Consider the following 20188-nt stretch of genomic DNA (forward strand, 5'->3'; position numbering starts at 1 on the left):
CGGTTCGGGGATGGAGGTCGCGGTCGTTTCCGGTCTGTCCGGAGCGGGCCGCAGCACCGCCGCGAAATGCCTGGAGGACCTGGGCTGGTTCGTGGTGGACAACCTGCCGCCCGAGCTGATCGCCACCATGGTCGAGCTCGGCGCGCAGGCGCGGGGCGCGATCACCAAGGTCGCCGTGGTGATGGACGTGCGCTCGCGCGCGTTCACCGACGACCTGGCGTCGGTCATCAAGGACCTCGACGCCCGCGGGTACAAGCCGCGCGTCCTGTTCCTGGAGGCCACGGACGCGGTGCTGGTGCGCCGGTTCGAGGCCGTCCGCCGCGGCCACCCGATGCAGGGTGACGGCAGGCTCGCCGACGGCATCACCGCCGAGCGCACGCTCCTGGAGCCGCTGCGGGAAGAGGCCGACCTCGTGCTCGACACGTCGTCGCTTTCGGTGCACGACCTGCGTGCCAAGATCGAGGACGCCTTCGGTTCCGAGGCGAGCACGCAGACCCGGGTCACCGTGCTGTCGTTCGGCTACAAGTACGGCCTGCCGATGGACGCCGACCTGGTGATGGACGTCCGGTTCCTGCCGAACCCGTTCTGGATCCCGGAACTGCGCGACCACACCGGTCTCGAGGGCGAGGTCCGCAACTACGTGCTCAGCCAGGAAGGCGCGGACGAGTTCCTCGACCGCTACCACCAGCTGCTGCGCCTGATCGGCGCGGGCTACAAGCGTGAGGGCAAGCGGTATCTGACGCTGGCCGTCGGCTGCACGGGCGGAAAGCACCGCAGCGTCGCCATTTCCGAGGAACTCGCCCAGCGTCTGTCCAATGAGGACGGTATGGCCGTGAAGGTGGTGCACCGCGACCTTGGCCGCGAGTAGCGCACCGCGCGCGGTGGCACTGGGCGGCGGGCACGGCCTGCACGCCACCCTCACCGCGTTGCGCCGGGTGACCTCGCAGGTCACCGCCGTGGTCACCGTCGCGGACGACGGGGGCTCGTCCGGCAGGCTGCGCCGGGAACTCGGGCTGCTGCCGCCGGGCGACCTGCGGCAGGCCTTCGCCGCGTTCGCCGCCGAAGACGGCGGGACCCTGTGGGCGGAGGTGTTCCAGCACCGCTTCGGGGGTGACGGCGCCCTCGCCGGGCACGCGGTCGGGAACCTGTTGCTGGCCGGGTTGTTCGAGGTGCTCGGCGACCCGGTCGCGGCGCTCGACGAGGCGAGCAGGCTCATGGGCATCTCCGGCCGGGTCCTGCCGATGTCACCCGAACCGCTGGAAATCCAAGGCGAGGTTTCGGGGCTGGACGCCGAGAACCCCGAGGCGGTCCGGCGGATCCGCGGTCAGGTGGCGGTGGCGACGACCCCGGGACAGGTGCACCGGATCAGCCTGCACCCGACCGGACAGGCCGACCGGCCGCCGCGCGGGTGCGCCGAGGCGATCGAGGCCGTGCTCGGCGCGGACGTGGTGTTCCTCGGTCCAGGGTCGTGGTTCACGAGTGTGCTGCCCCATCTGCTGGTGCCGGATCTGCACGACGCGTTGCTCCGAACGGACGCCACGAAGGTCGTGATCCTCAACCTGATCCCCCAACCGGGGGAGACGGCGGGATTCTCGCCGGAGAAGCATTTGGACGTACTCTTCGAACACGCCCCGGAATTGCGGGTGGACGCGGTCATCGCGGACCGTGACTCGGTGCCCTCACCAGCCCGCTTGCGGGACGCGGCCGGGAGACTGGGCGCGCGGGCGTTGCTGGGGGCGGTGGCTGACCCGGTCGTGACGGGGCGGCATGATCCTGATGCGCTCGCGGGCTGCATGCGGGACGCTCTCGGTCTCACCGGGGGAGAAGCTGAAGGTATGGAGGGGCAGCGATGGCGATGACCGCCGCCGTGAAGGACGAGCTGAGCCGGCTGGAGATCACCAAGATCGGCCCGCGCCGCGCGGAGGTCGCGTCGATGCTGCGATTCGCGGGCGGGTTGCACATCGTGGCCGGCCGTGTCGTGGTGGAGGCCGAACTCGACACCGGTTCGGTGGCGAGGCGGCTGCGCAAGGAGATCCACGAACTGTACGGACACCAGTCCGACGTCCACGTCATTTCCTCCAGCGGCTTGCGCAAGGGCACGCGGTACGTCGTCCGGGTGGTCAAGGACGGTGAGGGACTCGCCCGGCAGACCGGCCTGATCGACCAGCGCGGCCGTCCGGTGCGCGGACTGCCCGCCGCCGTCGTGTCCGGCGGTGTCGCCGACGCGGAAGCCGCCTGGCGCGGCGCGTTCCTGGCGCACGGTTCGCTCACCGAACCCGGCCGCTCGTCGTCACTCGAGGTCACCTGCCCCGGTCCCGAGGCCGCGCTGGCGCTCGTCGGCGCCGCCCGGCGGATGGGGATACAGGCCAAGTCGCGGGAGGTCCGCGGCGCGGACAGGGTCGTGGTGCGCGACGGTGATGCCATCGGCGCCTTGCTGACCCGCCTCGGCGCGCACACGAGCGTGCTCGCCTGGGAAGAGCGGCGGATGCGCCGCGAGGTGCGTGCCACCGCGAACCGGCTCGCGAACTTCGACGACGCCAACTTGCGGCGCTCGGCCCGCGCGGCCGTCGCGGCGGCGGCCAGGGTGGAGCGGGCGCTGGACATCCTCGGCGAGTCCGCCCCGGAGCACCTGCTCGCCGCGGGCAAGCTGCGGCTGTCGAACCGGCAGGCCTCGCTCGAAGAACTCGGTCAGCTGTCCGATCCGCAGATGACCAAGGACGCCGTCGCGGGCCGGATCCGCCGCCTGCTGGCGATGGCCGACAAGAAGGCGAAGGAACAAGGCATTCCGGACACCGAATCCGCGGTCACGCCGGACATGCTGGAAGAAGACGAGGCGTAACGTCACCTCTCGTGAGTGGTAAGGACGGTTCTAACCGTCCTTACCACTCACGAGGTTTTCCCCGAAGACCGCGCAGGTCCCCCCACGGTTCGTGGTGCACACAGCGCACCCCCAGCCCAGGTTCGACGAACCGGTCCCAGCCCGCGGCCAGCCGCGCCGTGGCGTCGGCGCCGGTCACCACGGAGCCCAGAACCGGGTAGTACCAGTCCATCGCGTGCGGTTTCGCGGCGAACAGCCGCGGCTCGCCGAGCAGGGCCACACGGAGCCGATGCGCCGCGTCTCGCCATTGTGGACGGTCCAGCCCCTTCAAGGACGCGAGCGCCAGCGCCTGGGGCAGCGCGTGATGGATGCTGCTGCATCCCGCGACCAGCCGGATCTCGGGATCGGCCCGCCAGGAGACGGCGCCCGACGGTTGCTGCCGCCGCAAGACGGCGTTGATGGCCCTGTCCACGACCAGCCACATCCGGTCCAGCCAGGCATCGCCCCCGGCCAGCAGGAAATGGTGCCGCGTCCCGACCGCTACGTAGGCGGTGAAGTTCGTGTCCATAGTGGACAGCTCGACTTCGCCGTCGCGGTATCGGGCCGCCCAGGATCCGTCAGGGCGCTGGTTCCGGACCAGCCAGTCGTACGCGGCTTCGGCCTCGGCCCCTGGCTGGCTACGTCCAGTCCCATGGCGGCTTCGAGGTGGTTCCACGGATCGAGGTGCCCGCCGGGCTCCCAGGGGATCCCGCCGTCGGCCCCTTGCACGGCCGCGATGGTGGCGGCGGTGGCCTTCACGGTTTGCGCGCGTAGACGACGAGGCTCGTGCCGAGCACGGGGTTCAGCGCCCACTCGGCGAACCGCACCGGCCGAGTTCGGCGAGCAGGTGCCCGATGTTGTTGCGGATGCTCAAGACGTCTTCGTCGCCACCCGACAGGGTGGCCGTGGCGATCGGCAACAGTACCTCGAACCGGGCGAGTGCTCCGGCCGCGTCGCCCGCCTTGCCGGTCCAGGTCGCGTGCCGTGCCTCGCAGCGCAGCGTGATCCGGTCGGTCTCGCCGAGTTCCCGTGCCGCGCGGTTCGCCCAGGCCGCCCAGCGTTCCCGGTTCTCGACGGGGATGTGGGACGCCCGGCGCTCCAGCGAGGCGAGGGCGTCTTCGCGGAGTCCGGCGAGCCAGAAGTGCTCGGCCTCGTTGGCCGCGGCGTAGCTCTGTTCGAGCGTCGGCTCGTCGTCTCCGGTCACGACTGCCACCTCCGAGGTCGCCGCCGCCAGCCGGGCGTGCAGCCGTGCCGCCACGTCGGGGAAGAGGACGGGCGGGCCGGCGGTCCACAAGACGGTTTCGTCGGCCAGGCCCGCCCGCGTCCGGCTCACCGAATCACCGAGTCCGGCCAGGAAGTCGCGGACGTGCACCCGCCGGTCCGGACCACCGGCCGCCGCGCTCGCCGCGGTGAGGATCGAGATCGGGATGGGCCCGCGGGTGGCGGCCGCCCCCAGCAGCTCCAGCAGGACCGCGGGATCCGGCCGCGGCGAGGCCACCGCGCCGGTGCCTTGCCCGACGTCGAACCGGTCTTCTTCCTCGTCCTGGTCCTCTTGCGTGACACTGATGAAGGTGACCGTCGAATCGCCGAGCCGGAGCACGTCGCGATGCGCCAGTTCGGCGTTCAGCACCCGGTTTCCGTTGACGAAGGTGCCGTTGGCGGAGTCCCGGTCGGTCAGCCACGCCGTCGTGCCGTTCCACTGGATCTCGCAGTGAAGCCGGGAGACCCGTGAATCCCCGAGACGGAGTGCCGCTTTCCTGCTGCGGCCGAGCGTCGTGAGCCCGAACGACAGTTCGTGCCGCACGGGCGGCTGACCGGGGACGTCGACGATCAGCGTGGCGGGCGTGATCCTCGGCGAAGTGGGCGAACCTGTGTCGTACCCGGGCAGAGGCTGTCCCCCGTAGGCTTCTTCCGGTTCGCGGCTCGGTCCGGGGACGCCGCCCGGCTGACCGAGCCGGATCACGAACGCGGACGGCAGGAGATCCGGTTTCCGGGTCGCCACCACTGTGGTGATCCAGTCCAGCGCCGGTTCCCGCGACAGGTCAAGGAGAACCGTGCGCAGCCGCCGCTGAAGTCCGGGATCGAGGTCGTCTAGCCCGTCGACCGCGATCCGCACCGGGCTGCCCGTCCTTCGGGGAGCGAGACTGCGCAGCGGGCCGAGAAGCGCCAGCTCCAACGCGCTCGCGCCAGTGCGGGCGACGTCGTCGAGGCCGGCACGATAGGCGTCTTCGGCGTCGGCGAATCCGGGCACGGTGCGCCGCAACTGCCGGGTCAGTTCGCGGGCGATCCGTTCGGCGGTCTCACCTCGGTCGGCGAACAGCACGGCGTGCAGGAAGTCCGGCGGCACATAGGATCCGGCCACCGACGGCCGGGCAAGCGCGGCGAGCATGGTCGACTTCCCCGCGCCGGCCTCGCCGGTGATCGCGACCAGCCGGACGCCGGTGAGCAGATGCCCGACGGTCTCGCCGAGTTTCGGATCCGGTCGGTAGCCCGCGGTCAGCCGTTCGATCCGCGGCGCGGCCGGGTTGCCCGCCAGTGGCGAACGCCGCCAGGCGGGGGAGGAGTTCAGCGCGAGCCACAGTCCCTGGTCGGCCTCGGCCACCTCGCGGGTGCCGTCGAAACCGAGGTGCACGGCGGTCTGCATCGGGCACAGGCCGGTGATCACTCGTTTGAGGTCCGCGCACCGGACGCGCTCGCCGAACTCCGCGTGCCCCGACCGCAGTACCGAGACCAGCGACCGGCTGAAACACCCGTTGGCCGCGACGCGGTCGTCCGAGGCGGTGAGCAGGTCGAATCGTTTGCCCGCTTCGCCGACGATCCGCAGCCAGCGCCGGCCCGCCTGCCTCGCCCCGATGCCGGCGTGGCAGGTGTCGAGCAGGATCACCAGACCGTCCAGCGTCGAGTGGCGGCCGAGGAGTTCTTTGATCCGCTGGGCGAACAGGAACGACCTCCGGCTGTCCACCGGCAGCCCGGTGTCCTTGGTGAGGAAGTAGAAGTCGTCGTCGGAGTATTCGCCGTGCCCGACGAGCGAGAGGAAGAGCGTCGCCTCGTCCTCCGACGCGCGTTCGAAGGCTTCGGCCAAGGCGTCGTCCAGCTCGACCATCGTCGGGTCGACGAGCAGGCCGCGGCCGTCTTCGAGCGCGGGGACGCAGCCGCCGATCTCGGGGTCGAGCAGGGCCGTCGAAACCTGCCGGCCCGCGTCGGGAAGGAACGAGAGAAGGTTCAGGGAGTCGCATTGCGACGCGACCACCAACGATCTCCGCTCTCCCACGGAGATCACTTTGTCTCATCGGACGGTCACCGGCAAGGGCGGCCGCGATACTGTGCGCCATGGCTCGGATCGTTCTGGTGCACGGCATCGCCCAGGAACAGAAGTCCGCGGACACCCTCGAGGCGGAATGGCTGCCGAGTCTGGCGGGCGGGGTCCGGCTCGCCGGTGACGCCGCGCTGGCCGACACCCTGTGGCGCGACGCCCGGCCCGGCGACGCGCGGATGGCCTTCTACGGTGACCTTTTCCTGAAGGACGGCCAGCAAGGCGGTGCGGACGAACTCACCGCGGACGAGTGGGGGCTCGCCGAGGCCCTGGCGGCGGAATGGCTCCGGAACGCGGCCTTTTCGGCGTCCCGCGAGACGGACCGGGACCGGGCGAGGGCCGAATTGGCCCAGCTCGGTGGCCCGGCCGGGGAAATCCAGGGTGTGCGTGCTGCCGCCCGCCCGGTCCTGAACGCGCTGGTGCGGCTGAAGCCGTTCGCGAGGCTCGGGGTGGCGTTCGCCGAACGCGTGGAGGTCAAGGCGCTCAAGCAGGTGACGCTGTACCTCACCGACGAGACGATCCGGGAACGCGTGCAGGAGCGCGTCGCCGAGCACATCGGACCGGAGACCGAGGCGATCATCGGGCATTCGCTCGGTTCCGTCGTCGCCTACGAAGCCGCCCATCTGCACGGCCGCCCGCTGCCGTTGCTGCTCACCCTCGGCTCGCCGCTGGGCCTGCGCACGGTGGTCTACGAACGGACCCGCCCGCAGCCGCCGTCCGTCCCGCCCGGCGTCGCGCGCTGGGTGAACCTGGCCGACCGGGACGATCTCGTCGCCGCCCGGCCGGATCTCAGCGGGATGTTCCCCGGCGCCGAAGGCGTCCTGGACAGCGGCTACACGATCGACAACGGGGCGAAACCGCATGAGGCGTCCTTCTACCTCGCCAAGCGCCGCACCGGCGAAGCGCTCTCCGCCGCGCTCGCCTGGTAAGGCAGACGACACGCGTCCCTCCGACGGATATCGGCGGAGGCGGACACGTGGCTCGCGCGGCGCAGCAGCCGCCGCTGGAGAGTCTCCCGCCGGAGATCCGGCCGGAGAACTCACCCTTGTTGCGCAGGACCGCTTATGGTCAGTGTTTTCTCGGGCTGCCAGCCCGGTGGGCCGAACACGTACCCGAGTTTGTCCCGCCACGATCCGGCGGCGCGGACGTCGCGCAGGATCGAGCCGTACTCGTGGAAGCCGACCTTGAGCAGGTTGTAGGACTCGACGTTCTTGGTCAGCCCGTAGGTCGGCCGCTTGCCTTCGGGCACGAAACTGCCGAACATCCGGTCCCAGATGATCAGGATGCCGCCGTAGTTCGCGTCCAGGTACTCCTTGTCGCTGCCGTGGTGCACACGATGGTGTGAAGGCGTGTTGAACACGTACTCGAACCAGCGCGGCAGCTTCCGGATCTTCTCGGTGTGCACGAAGAACTGGTAGACGAGATCGATCGACAGGCCGATGAGGATCATCCACGGCGGGATGCCCGCCAGCGCGAGGATCGACCAGAACGGCAGCTGGAAGTACGGGGTCCACTTCTGCCGCAACGCCGTCGAGAAGTTGTAGTGCTCGCTCGAATGGTGCACCTGATGGCCCGCCCACATGATCCGGACGCGGTGGCTCGCCCGGTGGTAGGCGTAGAAGACGATCTCCTGGCCCAGCAGCATCAGCACCCAGGTCCACCAGTCGTGCGGGCTGAACTTCACCGGCGCGAGTTCGTACAGCGCGGCGAACACGAACAGCATGGCGATGCGGAAGACACCGTTGATCACCACCGCCACCGCACCCATGGACATGCTGGTCCGGGTGTCCTTGACGCTGTAGCCGATGACGTTGTCGTCGTGGCCCAGCACGTGCAGCGCGAGGATCTCGATCGCGACGAACAGCAGGAACACCGGCGTCGCCATCAGCACCGGATCACTCAGATGGGCAAGAAAATCCGCCACCGCACCTCTCCCTGTCTCGCCCCCGACATCTGACCTTCAGGTAACTTACCCTGCGGTCATTTACCTAAGGGTAAGATAACCGTCGTGACAGAAGCAAGGGCCGTCGGCACGAAGGGGGTGCCCCGCGAGGAGCGGGAAACCCAGATCGTGCGCGCCGGGACGGAGGAGTTCGGCAAGAACGGATACGCCGGGGCGTCGATGGTGGAGATCGCCCGCCGGGTCGGCGTCACGAAACCCTTGCTGTACCAGTACTTCGGCTCGAAGGACGGGCTGTACCTCGCCTGCTTGCACCGGGCAGGGGACAGGCTGACCGAAGGGGTCGCCGAGACGATGGCGGAGGAGGGTGAGCCGCCGGAACGGATGCCGCTCGCGGTGCTCTCGGCCATTTTCGAGACGTTCGACAACGACCGGTACGCGTGGAAGCTGCTCCGTGACCCGACGGTGCCCTCGACCGGCGAGATCGCCGGCGTCGCGGTCGACTACCGCTACCGGCTAGACGGGTTCGCGCTGGTCGGCGCCGCGCAGCTGATGCGCTCGCGGGGACTGGACGACGACCGCGACATCGAGGCGATCGCCCAGGTGTGGACCGGCGTGGTCGATTCCCTGATCAGCTGGTGGATCGACCAGCCGGATCAGGACGCGGCGGCGATGACCGAGCGGTGCTCGCGGATCATGCGGAACCTGTTCGGCTGGTGAATGCCGTCGCCGCGGCCTCGCAATCGGCGAAGGCGAGCGGCGGGCGATCGGCCAGCGGGAACCAGGCGTACTCGGAATTCTCTTCCGACAGCACGATTTCCGCGCCGGGCGGGAGCTCGCAGACGAAGGCGAGCCCGATCGTCTTCAGGCCGGTTTCGCCGTAGACCGACGGATACGATCCGGCGAACCGGAGGTTCCTGAGTTCGCAGCCGATTTCCTCGAGTCCTTCGCGGACGAGGTTCTGCTCGGCGGTCTCGGCGCCGGAGAGGAAACCGCCGACGGTGTCCCACTCGCCCTTCCGGGGCTCGTGTGCCCGGCGCAGCAACAGGATCCGGTCGCCGTCGACGATGAGACCGACCGTGGTCGGCAGCGGATTGTCATATTTGGTGAAGCCGCAGGCGGGGCATTCGGCGTGCGTGTCCTCGCCGTCGCCGGCGATTCGTGTCCGGTCGCCGCAGCGGGGGCAGAACGTCCAGTCCTTCACCGGCCGAAGCCTAGCGGCCGGTGAAGGACTGGACATCAGGAACTTACGAGCGCCGGGATCGGGTCATTGAGGGGTAAGGCAAACGTGGCGAGCCTCGTGAGTGGTAAGGACGGTTAGAACCGTCCTTACCACTCACGAGCCCACCACGGTCCGCCGCTCAGGTCGCCTAAGTACGTGCACCTGGCCGACCATGCGCCCCGCCACCGCCAACGTCGCGAAAGCCACTTTCGGGACATCCAACGTCGCGAAAGTGGCTTTCGCGACACACCCCGACACCACGCCACGTTTGCTTCAAGAGAACCACCACTGGTTCTTGGCGCCCGCCACGAAGACCCACAGCTGCACGACGTCGCCGTCGCGCCCGGCGGTGCCGAGGTACGTGTCCTACTGGGCGGCGATGCCCGCACCGTGGATCTTGGCGGGCTGCGGCTTCAGCTGACCGAGATCGACGTGCTCGTCCGCTGGGCGGCGGGCGCGCCGAACAGCGCCGAGAATCCGGCGAGAACGGTTTCCCACGAAAAACGCCACCCCGCCGGGAAATCCCGAACGGGGTGGCGTTCTATCCAGTAGCACTGGATACGGTCGGGGTGCCCGGCGCCGCTCCGGACACCCCGGCCGTGACTCAGGACGCGGCGCTGGATTTGCCGCGCAGTTTGACGTTGCCCGTCGAGGCGTTCTTGATCGCCGTCTCGATCTGCGCCATCGTCGAGGACGAGGACAAGCCCGGCACCGTCGCCGACTTCAACGCGTAGAGCGTGAAGGTGTAGGGATGGCTGGAGTCGCCGGGGCAGGGGCCGAAGTACTTCTGCGAGTTCGCCCCGCTGCCCATGGCCTTTTGCTTGGCACCGTTCTGGTTCGGGACGCTGTAACCCGCTCCCAGACCTTCGGGCAGCGACGCCGCGGACGCCGGGATGTCCCAGATCGCCCAGTGCAGTTTGTTGCCGTTGTTGGCCACGTCGGCGAAGACGATCGCGTAACCCTTGGCGCCGGTGGTCCCGGCACCCCACGCCAGCGGCGGAGAGGTGTCCTGGCCCGCGGTGCCGTCACCGGCGCAGGTGAACTTGTCCGGGATCGACGCGTTGTCGGCGAACGCGGAACTGGTCAGCTTGAACGCTCCCGGCTGCGAGGCACCGGGGAACTTCAGCCGGACCACCACGTTGTCGATGCCGGTCGGCGTGCCGCCGTTCTTGTCCTCGTTGGTCGAGGTGACCCACAGCCCGCCGTCCGGTGTCTTCGTGACCGAGCGGAGCCTGCCCCAGCGGCCGGAGAACAGCGACTGCACCGAGCCGACGCCGTTGCCCGCCGCGTTGATCTGGGTGGCGAAGAGCTGCTCGCTGGTGACGGCGGCGACGTAGATCCAGTCGTTGACGATCTCGATCCCGCTCGGCCCGCCGGAACTGGTCGGCCAGGTCTTCTTCGGCGCGACCGTGCCACCGCAGGAACCCTCGGTTCCTTCGCACTGGGGCCAGCCGAAGTTGCCGCCCTTCTGGATCAGGTTGAGCTCGTCCAGTTTGCCGTCGCCGAATTCCGAGGCCCACAGCTGGCCACGGGAATCCCACGCCAGGCCCTGCGGGTTGCGGTGCCCGAAGCTCCAGACGTAGCGGGCGTTGCCGCCGGTGGAGAAGAACGGGTTGTCGCCCGGCGCCGAACCGTCGGGGTTGACCCGCAGGATCTTCCCGTTGAGCGATCCCTTGTTCTGCGCGGTGTCCTTGTTCTGCCCGTCGCCGACGGTGGCGTAAAGCTTGCCGTCCGGGCCGAAGCGCAGCCTTCCGCCGTTGTGGTAACGGTTCTTGGCGATCCCGGTGAGCACCGGTGTCGACGTCGAGGACAGCTTTCCGTTGTCGTAGGTCATCTTCACGATCCGGTTGTCCCCGGAGGCCGTGTGGTACAGGTAGATCGCGTGATCGGTGGCGTAGTTCGGCGAGATCGCGATGCCGAGCAGACCGCCCTCGCCGTTGGTGCCGACCGCGCCGGGGACCTTGCCGACCGTGGTCTTCTCGCCCGATGGCGTGATCCGCAGGATCTCGAACCGGTCCCGTTCGGTCGCCAGCGCGGTGCCGTCCGGCAGGAAGTCGACGGACCAGGCGAGGTCCACCTTCGTGATGTCCTTGTCGTACTCGGGAATCCCGCCCCCCGCGGCGCCGCTCGTCTTCGCGGTCAGCGCGTTGCTCTCGGCCGAGGCGTTGCCATCGAGGTCACGCGCCTTCACCGTGAACGTGTACGAGGTGTTCGCCGTCAGCCCGGTGACCGTGGTTTCGAGCGAAGGTGTCGTCGCGACCTTCGTGGTGCCCTGGTAGACGTCGTAACCGGCGATGGTGCCGCTGTCGTCCGTGGAAGCGTTCCACGCCAGGGAGACGCTGTTCGCGGTCACCGACGTCGAACGCAGGTCCCCCGGCACCGTCGGCGGTGTGGTGTCCCCGCTGGACGGCGTCGTGAACTGGACGACATTGCTTTGCTGCGAAGGGTTTCCGGCCGCGTCGAAGGCGCCGACCGAGATGTCGTAGGCCGTGTTCGGCTGCAGGTTGTCGACGGTAGTGGTGAGCGTGTTCCCGTCAACGCTCTTGAGGACGTTGCCACCGCGCATGACGTCGTAGCGGACCACACCGACGTTGTCGGTCGCGGCCTCCCAGGTGAAGGTGGCGCTGCGGGCCTTGATGTCCTTGGCGGCCAGGTTCTTCGGCGGAGTCGGTGCCTCGGCGTCGACCACTCCGCTCACGGTGAGCTTGTCCGCGTTGGGCCCGCCGTTCTCGGTCGTGGCGGTGGTGCGGATCTTGTTGGCCCCGGCGGCCAGCGTGACGTCCTTGGTGACGGTCTTCCAGGTGGTCCACGCACCGGTGCCGGGGAAGGACAGCGTCCCCGCCGCGGTGCCGTTGACGCTCAGCGAGACCGGCCTGTCGATCGTGGTTCCGTTGGCGTAGCGGAAGGTCAGCGTCTGGGTTCCGGCCTGCGCGGCGTTCACCGTGTACTCGACATAGCTGCCGACGACGTTGTCGAAGTTCACGAACCCGGTGCCGGAATAGCCCGCGTGGTTCTTTTCGACGGCGCCTTGGGAGATCGTCGCTGTTTCGGATTCGTGGTCGGTCGGTGCCGCGCCGGCGGGCGGAGCCGGCAGGACGGCGAAGGTCATCGCCGTCGCGGCAGCACACGTGAGCAGCGCGCGCCACGGTGGTCGGGGTGCCACTGGAGCCTCCATGCGTGAAGTTCGGGGTCGGGAGGTGCAACGGCGGGCCGGGCGAGCCCGGCGGGGAAGTGGAGATTTAGTTAGGAAACTTTCCTATCTATGGTTCAGATCACACACCAGTGGGTGCTTCGTGTCAATACTTGACCAGTATCAACACGGAGAGTCATGCCTCCTCGAACGCAATTAGTCCCCTGGATGCGGTACTTGCACGCGCAAGTACCGCATCCAGGGGACTGATTGCGATGAAGAGAGGACTCAGCCGGCGATGTCGGCTCGCGCGATCACCTTCACGATCCGTGCCCGCACCAAGGACTCCTCGGGCACGGCGTTGCGCTTGCCGTAGGCCTCCGCCTTGTCCTCACCCATGTACCGCCCACCGAGCCTGGTCGCCCATTCGAGCATCTCGCCGAGGTCGTGGTGCAACACGGCTTCGGCGGTGAACTGCACGTACGAGTAAGGCGGTTTCTGGTCGTCGACGGCCAGCGAGAGCCGCGGATCGCGTCGCAGTGCCTTCCCCTTGAGGGTGTCCGTGCCGGTGGTGAAGATCAGCTCGTCGCCGTCGGGCCCCTCGTTCAGCAGGAACCACACCGGCGTCACGATCGGCGCCCCGTTGGCGCGGACCAGGCCGAGCATGCCCGTCCGGGTGCCCTCGCTCGCGAACTCCCACCATTCGTCCCGGCTCATTTCACGCATGAACCAGACGCTACCGCCGCCCCGGGCACCGGGCACCCCGGTCACCCGTGCGGGGCGACGGGGGCGGCGACTAGCCTGGCCTGCTGTGCGAGACGACGAGCTGACCGGGATGGGGCTGGCCGACGAGGGGCTGACCCGCCGCCTCAAGGCGCTGGCCTGCACAGCGCCCTTGCACGACCTCGACGCGCGCAAGGCGAAGCTGGACTGGGCGGACGCCACGATCTACCAGATGGCCGAGATCGCCCTGCACACGATCGACCAGGTCACCGTCTCGATGGACTTCGACACCGGCGCCGACCACGAACAGGTGATCGCGCGGCTGCTGCCCTTCGTCGCGCTCCAGGCGCCCGGCCGGACGCCGGACGAACACGCCAAGGTCGCCCGGTGGGTCCTCGACAACCTCATCAACGTCGGCACCACCGATCGCGGCTTCCGCCGCGTCTACGGCTCCATCGGCCCCGGCGGCGGCTACCAGCGCCGCCAGTTCGACTTCAAGCTGCTCGTCGAGCTGGCCGCGCCCGACGGCGAGGTCTACCTGCGCGCCACCGACGAGGCGATCAACGTGCTCGTCGGCGCGCTGGACACCGACGTCGAGTCGGCCCAGATCGCGGCCGAGGTCAAACTGGAGAACCTGATCAACCGTGGCCGCCTCGCCGACGCGAAGCTCGCCGCCGAACAGGCCCGCTACCGGACGGTCCAGTACGGCGAGACCTTGCGCGCCAAGCTCGACGCCACCCGGCGCGACGTGCGCGCGGTCGACTGGGAGCGTGAGGTTCCGGACCTGCTGGATCAGGCGCTGTCCCATATCGAGTCCCGTTTCCGCGCCGAGAACGCGATCCTCAAGAACATCACCGCGTCGAGGGACGAGACCGAGGACCTCGACCGCAAACGCCGTGCCGCCGAACTCGTCGACATCGTCGGAGACTGCATCCGCCGGCACACCCGCCTCCAGTCGCGCCTCGCCGACGCGGGCGCGGTGTTCCGCGCCGAACAGGACCGCCAGCAGTTCTCCGGGCCGCCGCAGCGCGCGACGATCGACCTGTTCGGCCAGCTCCTGATGCCGACGCTGGGCCTGCCGATCGCCGAGGCCGTCGCGCCCGCCGAGTCGTTCTTCCACGCCGGTGCCGGGATCTCCCCGCCGACCGTGCCGTCGCTGTCCTCGCTGGTGTCGCTGCTGCTGCGGCCGGCCCCCGAGCGCGACCAGCTCGTCGGCGAGATCCCCGAACCCGAGCTCATGCCCGCCGAGGTCACCGACAAGTTCGGCGACGAGCAGTGGCGTCTCGCCGACGACCTGCTCGACCTGCCGGAGGTGCCGCGACGGCTGTCCGGGCTGCTCGAAGAGGCCCGCCGGATCGATCCCGGGCTGCCCGCACTGGTCGCACTGAGGGCGGTGCACGCCTACAGCCCCGAGGTCGGCGCGGCGCTCCGGCAGGGGGAGGTCCAGGTGCTGCTGGCCGTCGACGACGGCACGCTGCTCGAAGATCCCGAGTTCGGCGGAGCGGATCTGCTGCTTTCGTCGGCGCGGGTCGATCGCGAGGATCACGAAGAAGAGGAGGTCGCGTGACGACCACAGGGGACGTCGAATCCGCGGCCCGGCTGGTCTCGTTCGGGATGCGCCCGAAGCAGTTGCCGTCGCGGGACGTCGTGTACGGCGATCTCGTCCGGCGCTACGGCGAGGACAGGGCGTTCAAGCAGCTCACCCACGCGGTCGCGGCCGGGCTCGGGCTGATGGTGCTGGAGGTCAACCTCCAGGCCGGTGCCGTGCTGGCGGCGACCGACGAGTCCGTCTTCGAGATCAAGATGGACAGCTACGCGCGGCAGAGCAAGATCCGCGAACGCCGTGAGACCGAGAAGGTCCTGCATGGTCTCGTCCACCTGGCCACCGCCGCGCTCGGTTACCCGCGTCCGGACGATCTCGCCAACGACACCTACATCGGCCGCGTCAGTGTCGAGCAGGTGGACGCGATGGTGCGTGAGGCCTGCCGGATCCTCGACGAGCGCGCGGCGGAGGCCGAAGCGAACAACGACCCGCTGGCCGACGCGCCCGAACTCGAACAGGCTTGGCGGGCCTACGCCCGACGTCCGGCGGCCGCCGCGACCAAGGACGGCAGGCTGTCGTCGGACACCACGCGCGGCATGGTCGCGCGGGCCCTGCGGTTCCTCGCCGATCAAGGCTTTCTCGTCCAGGTCAGCGGAGAACAGGGCGGGACCTACCGGACGACACCGCGCTATCAGGTGCAGGTGCGTGAACTCGCCGCCGACGCGGCCTTCGACGATCTGCTCGAACTGAACGTGGTCTCGGTCGCCAACGGAGGCGGGACTTTGCGGGCCGCCGCGTCGGACACGCTCTAACGGGCTGGTGAGCGGAGCTGTGGTGATGAGCGGAAACGAGCCGATGCGAACCCGCCCAGGCCGAAGGCCCCGCTATCGCGGCGGCAGGGCGCAGGGAAGCGCGCCGCGGGCGGCAAAGGGAACCAGCGCCCTGGCGACGCGATCGCGGACGCGGGTTCTCGGATAAGGGGAGGGAAGAGATGTACGAGCTTTCGCGGGTTCGCCTGCACTCGGTGGGCCCGGCGGGCGCGCGGTACCAGGATGTCGTGCTGGACTTCAGCGGCGTCGGCGCGGCCATCACCGCGCCCAAACAGGACGCGCTGTTCAGCGCCGGGATCCACCTGGCGGGGGAGGGGCCGCCGCGGCGCCCGTCGCCGGCGAGCGTGCTGTTCCTGGAGAACGGCGGCGGCAAATCCGTCCTGATCAAGCTGATCTTCTCGGTCATGCTGCCCGGCCGCCGCCAGGTCGTCGGCACGACGAACACCAAGGTGCTGGAGAAGTTCGTCGCCGCCAAGGACGTTTCGCACGTCGTGCTGGAGTGGCTGCAGGTCGAGACCGGTCATCGGGTGATCACCGGCAAGGTGTCGGAGTGGCGCGGGCACGTGGTGTCGGCGGATTCGGAGAACCTCGCCGACTCCTGGTACTGCTTCCGGCCGACGCCCTCGCTCGATCTGGACTCGCTGCCGCTGACGTCGGACGGCAGGCTGCTGACGATGTCCGGCTTCCACGACCAGCTCGACAAGGTGCACGGCGGCGAGCCGGAACTGGAGCTGTTCTGGACCCGGCGGCATCACGAATGGACGTCCCGGCTCGACGGTCTCGGCCTCGACACCGAGCTTTTCCGGTACCAGCGCGCGATGAACGCCGGTGAGGGCGAGGCGGCCGACGCTTTCGCCTTCAGCACCGATGAGGCGTTCGTCGAGTTCCTGTTGCGCGCGGTGCTTTCGGAGGAGGAGCCGAAGGACCTCGCCGAGGTCGTCGCGACCTACGCGCACAACCTCGCCCAGCGCGGGGACCTGTTGTCGGAGCGGGACTTCGTCGCGGGTGCGCTCGACCTGCTCACGCCGCTGGCGGAGGAGGAAGGTGTCGCCGCCGCGTCGCGGAAGCTCGCCGACGCGGCCCGCGCCGAGATGCGGACGCTGGCCGGTCAGGTCGCCGCTCGTGACAAACTCGAGAACGAGCGGCTGAGCGGGCTCGAACAGCACGTCGACGAGGTGAAGTCCGCGGAGAAACTGGCCGAGGGAGACCACCGCCGTCTGACCGCCGGGGTCACCGAACTCCGCCGCCTGGTCGGGAAACTGCGGCTCGACGAGGCGCAGGAGAACAAGAAGCGGATCGACGGCGAACTGGCCGAGGCCAAGACCGCCGCCGAGGCCTGGCGTGAATGCGCCACCGTGCTCAACCACCTCAACGCCGCCCGCAAGGCCCGCGATTTCCGCGAACTGGTGGGGAATCGCGAGCAGAAGGCGCAGCCCGCGCTGCAGGCGCGCAACGCCGCCGCGGCCGCGCTGGCACGGGGCCTGCTGGCGCTGGCCAAGAACGCGACCGAGCAAGCGGCGAAGGCCGAAGCCCATGTCGGCGCCCTGCGTGCCGAGGCGGAGAAGGCCCAGGCGGAACGGGACGAGTCGGCGAACCTCGCGGCCTCACGCCGGGCGGAGGCCCGTGGGCTGGGAGCGCGGATCGCCGAGATCCGCGAAGAGATCGCGGAGACCGTCCGGTCCGGCGCGCTGAAGGCCGGGGCCGACGTCGCCGAAGCAGCGCGTGCGGCCAGGGCCGAGGCCGAGGCGACCGCCGCGGAACTCGTCCGCCGTGAACAGGAACTCGAACGCGTCGCCGAGGATCTGCGTTCCGCGCAGGCCACCGTCAACGACGCGCACCGGCTCGCGGGGTCCACGAAGGACCGTTTGGAGCGCGCGGCCGACGAACTCGACCGGGCCAACCGGCGCACCGACGCGCTCGCCGTCGAACCCCGGCTGAGCGAGCTCCTCGGCGCGGAGGACGTCACGCTGGAGACGGACCTTCCGGTGTTGCTGGAACGTCTTCGCGAGGCGGGTTCGGCCGCGGAGAAGGAACAGACCGCGTTGCGGATGGAGGAATCCGTCGACGAGCGCGCGCTGAACGCACTCGGCTCGGGCGGCCTTCTGCCCGCCACCGAAGAGGTCCAGGCCGCCTTGGACGCGCTGGAAGCCGCCGGGATGAACGCGTGGTCCGGCTGGCGGTACCTGTCCACTTTGGACAAAAAGCGGCGGGCGGCCGTACTGGCCCGCGCACCCCAGCTGGTCTCGGGGATCCTGCTCAACGAACCGGAGCAGGTCCGGCTCGCCGAGAAGGTACTGGCGGAGCGGCGTTTGCTGCCCACCACGATCATTCCGGTCGCCACGACCGAGGCCACCACGACCGGCCGTCTGCCGGACGAGGCCGGGATCGAATTCCTCGTGCCGCCCAACCCGGCGATGTACGACGAGGAGGCCGCCGACGCCGAGCGCGAGGCCATCGCGCTCCGGCACGCGGAACGCCAGCGCCGCTTGGAAGCACTGGCGACGTCACTGGCCGACGACAGCGCGCTGTCGTGGAAGCTCAAGACCTGGCGCGAGGACTACCCGCCCGGCAGCATCGCGACGCTGGCCGAGCAGCTGCAGACCGCGCGCACCGCGCACGAGACCGCGCGGACCGCGTTGGAGCAGGCCGAGAAGGAGTTCCAGCGCCTCGGTGAAAAGGCGGCCGGGCTGCGGGAACGGGTCCCCGAACTGCGCACGGCTTCGGCCGAAGCGGGGGAGCGGGCCCGCGGGCTGGAAACACTCGCCACGCGCGCCACGAAGATTCCCGAGTGGACGGACGACGTCGAACGCGCGACCGAGACCGCCGAGCGGGCCGAGGCCACGGCGTCCGAAGCCGCGGTGAAGGCTTCCCGGCTGCGCGAGCAGGCGAGCGAAGAACAACGCACCGCCGACGGGCATCGGCGCACGGCGACGACCGCGAAATCAGAACTGGCCGAGGTCCCCGGATCGAGTGACGTCACCGAGGACGATCCCGCGCCCGCCGAACCCGTGGACGCGTTGCGGCGGACTTTCGCGTCGGCTTCCGAGGCGTACGCGAAGGTCGAGGTCGGCAGCGATCTCCGGGCCGAACTCGACCAGGCCGAGAGTGTCGAGGCGTCCGCACGGGCGGCACTGGAGGCGCTGGACGACGCCGTCCGCGAGCGGGCCGCGGCGCTGCTGGAGACGCCGGACGGTTCCGACGCTTCGGCGCGGGCGGCGGCGCAGGCGCGGGCGAACCGGGCGGTCGCGGTGCTGGAGGAGGAACGCACCGAGATCGTCGGACTCGTCGCGACCCGCAAGGCGGAACTGAGCCAGCTCCCGGAGCAGCCGTCCGCGCTCGCCACGATCTCCTCCGACGCGAGGCCGAAGGACATCGAGCACGGCTTGGCGCTGATCGACGACGCCAGCCTCGAAGTGTCCGCCGCCGCGCGGAAATGGGAGGAGCTGCAGGAGCGCCGCGCCGCGGCCGAAACGACGCTGGAATCCGCGAAGACGTCCGCGTCCGGCTTCGGTCTGCTGGCCGAATCGATGGCGCACCTGCTGTCCAAAGAGGACGAAGTGGCGGCGTTCGACGGCGACGTGGAATCCGCGCGTGCCAAGCATTCGCGGCTCAACACCTCGCTCACCGAGGCACAGGACGCCGCCGACGCGGGCGACCGCCGGGTGCGGGCCGCGGCCGACCAGCTGGCGCAGTACGCCACGGACAAGCGGTTCGAAAAGCTCAGCACCCCGGTGCGGCAGCAGGTGATCTCGGTCCGCCGCGACCAGCTGCCCGCCCACGCCGCGGAATGGGCGGAGGCACTGCGGCCCCGGTTGCGCACGCTCACCGACGATCTCGCGCAGATCGACCGGCACCGCGGCGGCATCATCACCCGCCTGCAGGGCATGGTCGACGGCGCGCTGCGCACTCTCCGTGCGGCACAACGGGTTTCGCGGCTGCCGGACGGTCTCGGCGACTGGTCGGGCCAGGAGTTCCTGCGGATCCGCTTCACCGAACTCGAAGAGAACGTACTCGCCGAGAAGCTGGGCGAGGTCGTCGACGAGGCCGCGGTGGGGAAGACCTCCGACGGCCGGGACGTCAAACGGGACGGGCTTTCGCTCGTGCTGCGCGGCGTGCAGGCCGCCGCTCCCAAGGGTTTCCGGGTCGACATGCTGAAGCCGGACTCCGTGCTGCGGACCGAACGGCAGCGCGTCTCGGAGATCCGGGACGTGTTCTCCGGCGGACAGCAGCTGACCGCGGCGATCATCCTGTACTGCACCCTGGCCGCGCTGCGGGCGAACAACCGCGGCAAGGCCCGCAACCGGCACTCCGGCGTGCTGTTCCTCGACAACCCGATCGGCCGCGCGTCGGCGGGCTACCTCCTGGAACTGCAGCGCGCGGTCGCGGAGGCGCTGGGCGTCCAGCTGATCTACACCACCGGCCTGTTCGACGCCGGCGCGCTGAGCGAGTTTCCGCTGATCGTGCGGCTGCGCAACGACGCGGACCTGCGGGCGGGGCGCAAGTACCTGTCCGTCGACGCGACGATCCGGAACGCGACCGACGAACTCGGCGAGCCGGACGGCGTCGCGCGGCTTTCGGCGACGAGGCTGTTCACGCGGCCGGCGGACGAACCGGAGCCGGAGCCGGAGACGGCCTGACGGCATGTGGCACGCCGTGCTACATCGCGCTAC

Annotated in this window: 15 protein-coding genes; 8 read left to right on the top strand and 7 right to left on the bottom strand. The window is 69.7% G+C overall.

What is annotated here, in order from left to right:
- Nucleotides 1-10 precede the first annotated feature (10 nt).
- Genes rapZ through whiA form a run of 3 tightly spaced genes read left to right on the top strand, consistent with a single transcriptional unit; the run spans nucleotide 11 to nucleotide 2839 of the window.
- Entirely contained in the window at nucleotides 11-868 is an 858-nt protein-coding gene (gene rapZ / locus H074_RS08705) for an RNase adapter RapZ (protein ID WP_034311885.1), read from the top strand.
- Entirely contained in the window at nucleotides 855-1859 is a 1005-nt protein-coding gene (locus H074_RS08710; protein WP_051071904.1) for a gluconeogenesis factor YvcK family protein, read from the top strand. The genes rapZ and H074_RS08710 overlap by 14 nt, the downstream gene beginning before the upstream one ends.
- Nucleotides 1850-2839 carry a DNA-binding protein WhiA gene (gene whiA, locus H074_RS08715; RefSeq protein ID WP_005152315.1) on the top strand — a complete coding sequence of 330 codons (990 nt, stop codon included), beginning with the start codon at nucleotides 1850-1852 and terminating at the stop codon, nucleotides 2837-2839. Before H074_RS08710 ends, whiA begins: the two co-directional genes overlap by 10 nt.
- A 40-nt stretch (nucleotides 2840-2879) precedes the next feature.
- Here whiA and H074_RS08720 read toward each other — a convergent pair whose 3' ends face one another.
- Together H074_RS08720 and H074_RS08725 are read right to left on the bottom strand one after the other, a co-directional pair.
- Entirely contained in the window at nucleotides 2880-3533 is a 654-nt protein-coding gene (locus tag H074_RS08720; protein ID WP_152521375.1) for a prenyltransferase/squalene oxidase repeat-containing protein, read from the bottom strand.
- A gap of 126 nt (nucleotides 3534-3659) precedes the next feature.
- Nucleotides 3660-6128, bottom strand: a complete 2469-nt coding sequence (locus H074_RS08725) for an FHA domain-containing protein (RefSeq protein WP_235096707.1) — start codon at nucleotides 6126-6128, stop codon at nucleotides 3660-3662.
- A gap of 59 nt (nucleotides 6129-6187) precedes the next feature.
- Here H074_RS08725 and H074_RS08730 point away from each other — a divergent pair, with 59 nt between their 5' ends.
- The gene (locus H074_RS08730) at nucleotides 6188-7099 is read left to right on the top strand and encodes a hypothetical protein (protein WP_007029662.1); all 912 of its coding nucleotides are present in this window, start codon (nucleotides 6188-6190) and stop codon (nucleotides 7097-7099) included.
- Between the two features lie 110 nt (nucleotides 7100-7209).
- Here H074_RS08730 and H074_RS08735 read toward each other — a convergent pair whose 3' ends face one another.
- Complete coding sequence (locus H074_RS08735; protein WP_007029663.1) at nucleotides 7210-8094, bottom strand: sterol desaturase family protein; 885 nt, start codon at nucleotides 8092-8094, stop codon at nucleotides 7210-7212.
- Nucleotides 8095-8178: 84 nt separating this feature from the next.
- Between H074_RS08735 and H074_RS08740 the strand changes: the two genes are divergently transcribed.
- Nucleotides 8179-8790 (top strand): TetR/AcrR family transcriptional regulator, encoded by a 612-nt coding sequence (locus tag H074_RS08740; protein ID WP_235096708.1) that lies wholly within the window; start codon nucleotides 8179-8181, stop codon nucleotides 8788-8790.
- Here H074_RS08740 and H074_RS08745 read toward each other — a convergent pair.
- The 4 genes from H074_RS08745 to H074_RS08760 all read right to left on the bottom strand — a co-directional run bounded on the left by H074_RS08745 (nucleotide 8765) and on the right by H074_RS08760 (nucleotide 13148).
- Nucleotides 8765-9274 (bottom strand): NUDIX domain-containing protein, encoded by a 510-nt coding sequence (locus H074_RS08745; protein WP_007029665.1) that lies wholly within the window; start codon nucleotides 9272-9274, stop codon nucleotides 8765-8767. The genes H074_RS08740 and H074_RS08745 overlap by 26 nt on opposite strands.
- Nucleotides 9275-9658: 384 nt before the next feature.
- Nucleotides 9659-9790, bottom strand: coding sequence for a hypothetical protein (locus H074_RS42000; RefSeq protein ID WP_268744758.1), 132 nt, complete (start codon nucleotides 9788-9790; stop codon nucleotides 9659-9661).
- A gap of 106 nt (nucleotides 9791-9896) precedes the next feature.
- Nucleotides 9897-12401 carry a PQQ-dependent sugar dehydrogenase gene (locus tag H074_RS08755; RefSeq protein ID WP_007029667.1) on the bottom strand — a complete coding sequence of 835 codons (2505 nt, stop codon included), beginning with the start codon at nucleotides 12399-12401 and terminating at the stop codon, nucleotides 9897-9899.
- Between the two features lie 309 nt (nucleotides 12402-12710).
- Nucleotides 12711-13148, bottom strand: coding sequence for a PPOX class F420-dependent oxidoreductase (locus tag H074_RS08760; protein WP_039921903.1), 438 nt, complete (start codon nucleotides 13146-13148; stop codon nucleotides 12711-12713).
- 109 nt (nucleotides 13149-13257) lie between these two features.
- On the opposite strand from H074_RS08760, the gene H074_RS08765 reads away from it, so the two are divergent.
- The 3 genes from H074_RS08765 to H074_RS08775 all read left to right on the top strand — a co-directional run bounded on the left by H074_RS08765 (nucleotide 13258) and on the right by H074_RS08775 (nucleotide 20155).
- Nucleotides 13258-14712 carry a hypothetical protein gene (locus H074_RS08765; RefSeq protein ID WP_007029669.1) on the top strand — a complete coding sequence of 485 codons (1455 nt, stop codon included), beginning with the start codon at nucleotides 13258-13260 and terminating at the stop codon, nucleotides 14710-14712.
- Between the two features lie 47 nt (nucleotides 14713-14759).
- Nucleotides 14760-15500, top strand: a complete 741-nt coding sequence (locus H074_RS08770; protein ID WP_051071906.1) for a hypothetical protein — start codon at nucleotides 14760-14762, stop codon at nucleotides 15498-15500.
- Between the two features lie 179 nt (nucleotides 15501-15679).
- Complete coding sequence (locus H074_RS08775; RefSeq protein WP_007029671.1) at nucleotides 15680-20155, top strand: coiled-coil domain-containing protein; 4476 nt, start codon at nucleotides 15680-15682, stop codon at nucleotides 20153-20155.
- The last annotated feature ends 33 nt before the right edge of the window (nucleotides 20156-20188 follow it).

This window comes from Amycolatopsis decaplanina DSM 44594 (assembly GCF_000342005.1).
GTDB lineage: Bacteria > Actinomycetota > Actinomycetes > Mycobacteriales > Pseudonocardiaceae > Amycolatopsis > Amycolatopsis decaplanina.

Coding starts and splice junctions, on each gene's coding strand:
- H074_RS08730 (WP_007029662.1), top strand. CDS start 6,188: ATGGCTCGGATCGTTCTGGTGCACGGCATCGCCCAGGAACAGAAGTCC.
- H074_RS08765 (WP_007029669.1), top strand. CDS start 13,258: ATGGGGCTGGCCGACGAGGGGCTGACCCGCCGCCTCAAGGCGCTGGCC.
- H074_RS08770 (WP_051071906.1), top strand. CDS start 14,760: ATGCGCCCGAAGCAGTTGCCGTCGCGGGACGTCGTGTACGGCGATCTC.
- H074_RS08755 (WP_007029667.1), bottom strand. CDS start 12,401: ATGACCTTCGCCGTCCTGCCGGCTCCGCCCGCCGGCGCGGCACCGACC.
- whiA (WP_005152315.1), top strand. CDS start 1,850: ATGGCGATGACCGCCGCCGTGAAGGACGAGCTGAGCCGGCTGGAGATC.
- H074_RS08775 (WP_007029671.1), top strand. CDS start 15,680: ATGTACGAGCTTTCGCGGGTTCGCCTGCACTCGGTGGGCCCGGCGGGC.
- rapZ (WP_034311885.1), top strand. CDS start 11: ATGGAGGTCGCGGTCGTTTCCGGTCTGTCCGGAGCGGGCCGCAGCACC.
- H074_RS08760 (WP_039921903.1), bottom strand. CDS start 13,148: ATGCGTGAAATGAGCCGGGACGAATGGTGGGAGTTCGCGAGCGAGGGC.